Source organism: Mesorhizobium sp. M7A.F.Ca.US.006.01.1.1, from assembly GCF_003997935.1.
GTDB lineage: Bacteria > Pseudomonadota > Alphaproteobacteria > Rhizobiales > Rhizobiaceae > Mesorhizobium.
Map to the genome: position 1 here is coordinate 1 of NZ_RZQL01000372.1, position 4,739 is coordinate 4,739.

Here is a 4,739-nt window from a genome sequence, read left to right on the forward strand (position 1 = left end):
CGTCGCAGATCTTGACGTATTCGGCCGGTTCGGGCTCGGCGACGACGACCGCGTCTGCGGCGCGCGCGCCGGTGACCGCGGCCAAAGCCGCAGCGGAGCCGAGAAGAAGGCTCTTGATGTTCATTTTGATCTCCACTCAAAAGATTAAGGGCTAGGGCATCTTTGCTGAAAGACAGCATCCCCTCCCCATTCCCCACGATCGAGAACCATGCGCGTCGCGCTGCTCCCTCGCAGTTTGACGCTACCGGTCGCGTTGAATTATTCAATACATCCATCGCATGATGTCGCGTTATCAACAGTACCAGTTGCAGTTATGTCACTTATTCACAAGTATATATTGGACTAATGGCACGAGTTATACAAATAGAACAATTTGTACAATTGGATGTAAGCCGCGAGATACACCACTCAACACGGAGTGGTGCGCGCGAGTCTGCCCGGCCTGGCGCCGCTGCCACCGATTGCCGGTGCACTGGTTTCCAGTTGTTTTCGGCAGGTCCGCTTTATCTCGAGGAAAAATCTCGTGCGGCCAAAACCACTTCTTCGGCCAAATCTTGTCTGAGCATCTCTATTGGAACGCGACCATCGAGAAGAGGTGAAGGGCGGATCAGCCAAAGCCAGGCCGGTCTGGGATTGGCGATCAAGGACAGCACTTGTCGTATCCCCGGCGCAGGCCTGCCATCGATGAACTGAGCCAAGGGGAACACATGCTTGCGCGCACCTTTCCGCAATGCCACTACGTCGTTGTGCCGCTGCCACCAGTGCAGTGTCGATCGTGGTATGCCGAAGTGTTCTTCCAGATATGTTGGCCCCGCAACCTGACCAGCCCAGTCTTCAATGCGTATGCAATCGCGTTGCTGATCTCGCGCTTTTGGAACAGCGCAGCTAGGCCCGCCCTCGGTACGCGCCGTGGGGGGAGTCGCCTTAGGGGCGCTGGCATCGAAACGTCGCGCTGCTTCGGCTGCGAGCCTGTGAACAAATTCGGAGGCCAAGGCGCTCAAATCGTCATGAATTGCCTGTTGGCATATTGCAGAAAGCAAATCGGCAGCAGCGACCTTGCCCTTCCCCATGCTCGATGAGATTGAATTGCGTTCCTTAACCTCATCGTATTGCGCCAGAACGCGCTGGATTTCTTTTGCAACCAAGCTTGAGAGTTCGTCCTGGCGAGATTCATTTCCAAAACTAAGAGATTTAGTCATGTGTGGCTCCCCCCTTGCCGCGTAAGAGATTCGCTTGATTCCCTACGCGATAGAATTGCGATCGTGGGCTATGTGAGTGGACACAAAAGACGGCTGGCCCGATTGAGCGGAAGACGAAGCGTTATCGGACCGGTCTCACAGATAAGGAATGGGAGCGGATTGCACCGCTGCTGCCGAAGCCGGCCAGGCGGGGCTGTAGGCCGAGCATTGACCTGCGCGAGGTTCTCAACGCGATCCGCGATATGACGCGCACGAGCGGTGGCTGGCGGAAGCTTCCGAAGGACTTTCCGCCCTGGCAGACGTTCTACTGGTGGGTCCGGCACTTTGTAAGGCTGAGGTTGTTTCGCACGATCCACCACATCGCGCTGATGCTCGATCGCGAGCGGGCCGGGCGCTAAGCCAGCCTGAGCGCCGGCCTTATCAACAGCCACACCGTCAAGGCACCTGCGCCGGGCGTTGAGCGAGGCTATGATGCGGCCAAGAAGAAGGTCGAGCGCAATCGCCACATCGCGGTCGACACTGATGGGCGGCTGCTGATGGTCAATCTCACGCCGGCCGACATCTCCCGCAGCGCCGGCGCGCAGATGGTCCTCAAGGCCATCGGCAAGCGCTGTCCATGGATCAAGCGTCTTTTTGCCAACGGCGCCTACGATCGCCGGCAAGTGCTGGACAAGGGCGCTTTCCTCGACTTCGTCATTGAAGTGGTGCCTCGCATCGATGCCGAGCTCGGCATAGTGTTGCCCAGCCGTTGGCTCGTCGAGCGAACCTTCGGCTAGCTTACAGGCTGGCACCGCCTCGTACGCGACTACGAACGACGCATCGATGTCTGCGAAGCCATGATCCAAGTCGCCGTGGGCAGTCTTTAGATGCGCAGAATCAGCCATTGAACCATTCCCCAAACGGAATCTTAGGTTTGGCGGCGGCTGGCGGGCCGACATGCCGTTGCGGCCGGTGTCTGGGCCAATCATTGACCGATGGTCAACGCGCCGCCGCCAAGCCATGTTGCTCCTGCCGCGTAGACGCTGTCCGTTGCCGGGCCGCGAAGGCCGGGCAGTCCCTCCATGACTGTCAGTCCCGACGTCGCCTGCATGTAGGCGAGATGCCTGTAGCCAACCGGGTAACGGGCAAGAAGCGCAGCATCGAGCACCAGGCGGTCCGAGGGGCTGACGGGGTCCATGCGATCTTTCTCGTAGATCGGCTGCCGCATCACGAGCCCCCACCGTCCAGCCCGGTTCTCGAAGAAGTCATAGAAGCGTGCAGTGCAGGTGCTGTCGCATTCGATACCATGGACGACTCCGCGCACGCACAACAGCAGCCGTGTCTGCGCTACGGCTCGATCGCAGCTGACATCGACCGACGCGCTACCCTGGACATGATGACCCACAACTCCGGCTTCCCAGGAGGCCCGGCATAGCGCGACAAACTGCTCGGCCGAACCCTGGAACCACGTCGTCACGATACGACCGCCTTCATGCCATGTGCCCAGCAGCCTGTCCCACTGCGCCGAATCCCGCCAAATCGCCCAGTTGTCGATGACGGCGCGGATATGCAGATGATCGGCCAGTTGCAAAGCGTCGGCGGCAACCGGTGGGCGGGGAACATCCATGTCAACCTTCTTGGAGGAGTACGGGAAAGGGGGGCCGCATCTACCCGCAGCAAGTCGTAACATAACATTACTTTATTGACGGTATGTCAATAAAAATCGGGCCGCTCAGCTGATCGATTGTGCGGGCTTGAGCCCGTTCTGTTCTGGCGCTTACTGTCACGAACCCGGCATGCGTGGTTTCGCGCGCGCCTTTAGCGTGCGATACATTCTTGGGCGGGCCCGTGTTGCGAAGGCCCGGAAAAGCGGATAATTGATTGCACGCATGACGATGGCGGCGCCTAGCGAGACGACGAAGAAGCGCGGGCGCGGCCGTCCCGCGGTCGCCGATGTCGTGACGCGCGACCTCATCATTGACACGGCCTACGAGTTCACCAAGACCGTGTCTCTGGACGAATTGTCGATCGTGCAGGTGGCGCGGCGGCTGGGGGTGGTGGCCGGCTCGCTGCATTATCACGTGGGCACGAAGGATGACCTGACCTCGGCGATTCTCAACCGGTTCTACAAGAACCTTTATGTCGAGCTCACCGTCAGCACGCCGAACGGAAGCTGGCGCGAGAACATCGGGCATCTGGCCAGGACTTTGATGAATTTCCAGCGCCGGCATGTCGGCATCGCGCAGCATGTGATGGCGCACGCCCGTTACCGGATCTTCCAGAAGGTGGCGCCCGACGAGATCGACTATGGCGTGATCTATCTCGATTTCGCTTTCGACATGTTCCGCCGCGCCGGCTTCTCGTCGCGCCAGACGGCGCTGTTCTATCATGCGATCGCGCTGCATTGCCTGGTCAGTTCCAACAGCGATGCCGCGGGGCTAGGCCCCGTGGCGCATGAGACGTTCCTCCGTGCCAAGGTTCAGCAATATCGTGGAGACCGCTATCCGGGCCTCGCCCATGCGCTCGAGGAGTTTGCCACGATTCAGACCGACGAGGCCTTCACACTAGGGCTCGATGCGCTGGTCGATAACTTCGCGACTGCGCGGGGCGCGACAGCAGCCCGTGAGCCGGCCCGGCCGAAAAAGCGGCGCGCGGCCGGCGCCGGTACGTGATGTGCCGCGCTAAAGCGTCGATCCTGAAATTGGAATCGATGGCTTGAACGAAGCCGCTGACGCGGCATTTGGTCCGCGGGTTTGGGGATGAGGCGGCGGCATCTGCTTCCCACTAAAAGCGCGTGGCTCTAGGAGGCTGCTCTCCCTTCGCGAGGTCGAACCTGAAGTCGACGCCCCAGGCGCTCAGTTCATCGAGGCCCCATCGCTTCGGCTTCATTGGGACATGTTCGTGCCAGGGGCGGGGTTGGCACGCGCCTGCCTCGGGGATGAACACGTCCATCTCCGCATAGAGCTCGATCATGGTCCGGTCGGGGTCGAAATGATAGGCTGCGATGTTGTGCCCGGCCGTATGACGCGTCGGTCCCCATTCGGTGCGGATGCCGGCAGCGCGCAGGCGGTCGCCGGCCTGTGCATGGTGGCCGGCATCGCGCAGTTGAAAGGCGATGTGATGCGCACCATGCGCGGGCGTATTGACGATATTGATGACGTGATGGTCGCAATTGCAGGTCAGAAAAGTCGCGACGTCGCCGATCCAGTCGGTTTCCCAGAAACCCAACACGTCGCGGTGGAACGCGATCAGTTCGGCGGCCTTCGATGACGTGATGGCGGCGTGGCCGAGCCGTATCGGCGCGACGCCAGCCTCCCTGCGTCCGGCACCACTGAACGCGGCCGCCAGCCCTTCCTCTGTTTCGAGGAACTCCAAGCGGTGGCCGCAGGGCGTCTCGATAGCCAGCAGGCGCGCGATACCGGGGTATGGCGATGATTTGAGTTTGGGGTTGAAGCCGGCGGTCCGCAGGTCGCCGGCGAAGACCGTCACATCGGTTCCGGGATTGAGTTCATAGGCAAGGCTGACCAAGCCGGGCGTTTCACTTTTGACCACCAGGATTTC

The 4,739-nt window shown here is 60.5% G+C and carries 4 protein-coding genes and 1 pseudogene; 2 read left to right on the top strand and 3 right to left on the bottom strand.

The window, feature by feature from the left end:
- Positions 1-503 precede the first annotated feature (503 nt).
- The gene (locus EN943_RS35040; protein ID WP_127416383.1) at positions 504-1,199 is read right to left on the bottom strand and encodes a hypothetical protein; all 696 of its coding nucleotides are present in this window, start codon (positions 1,197-1,199) and stop codon (positions 504-506) included.
- A 101-nt stretch (positions 1,200-1,300) separates the two neighbouring features.
- Here EN943_RS35040 and EN943_RS35045 point away from each other — a divergent pair.
- Positions 1,301-2,065, top strand: a pseudogene (locus EN943_RS35045) (IS5 family transposase).
- Positions 2,066-2,163: 98 nt separating this feature from the next.
- Here EN943_RS35045 and EN943_RS35050 read toward each other — a convergent pair.
- Positions 2,164-2,805, bottom strand: a complete 642-nt coding sequence (locus EN943_RS35050) for a nuclear transport factor 2 family protein (protein WP_127416384.1) — start codon at positions 2,803-2,805, stop codon at positions 2,164-2,166.
- Between the two features lie 262 nt (positions 2,806-3,067).
- Here EN943_RS35050 and EN943_RS35055 point away from each other — a divergent pair, with 262 nt between their 5' ends.
- A complete protein-coding gene (locus EN943_RS35055) occupies positions 3,068-3,850 on the top strand; it encodes a TetR/AcrR family transcriptional regulator (protein WP_127416385.1) in 783 nt (260 codons plus the stop codon).
- A 112-nt stretch (positions 3,851-3,962) separates the two neighbouring features.
- Here the strand turns inward: EN943_RS35055 and EN943_RS35060 are convergent.
- Positions 3,963-4,739 (bottom strand): VOC family protein (locus tag EN943_RS35060; RefSeq protein ID WP_127416386.1); only part of this gene is annotated, 777 nt, incomplete at its 5' end.

What these genes read in the sequence shown, in the direction of transcription:
- EN943_RS35055 (WP_127416385.1), top strand. Translation starts at nt 3,068, where the DNA reads ATGACGATGGCGGCGCCTAGCGAGACGACGAAGAAGCGCGGGCGCGGC.
- EN943_RS35050 (WP_127416384.1), bottom strand. Translation starts at nt 2,805, where the DNA reads ATGGATGTTCCCCGCCCACCGGTTGCCGCCGACGCTTTGCAACTGGCC.
- EN943_RS35040 (WP_127416383.1), bottom strand. Translation starts at nt 1,199, where the DNA reads ATGACTAAATCTCTTAGTTTTGGAAATGAATCTCGCCAGGACGAACTC.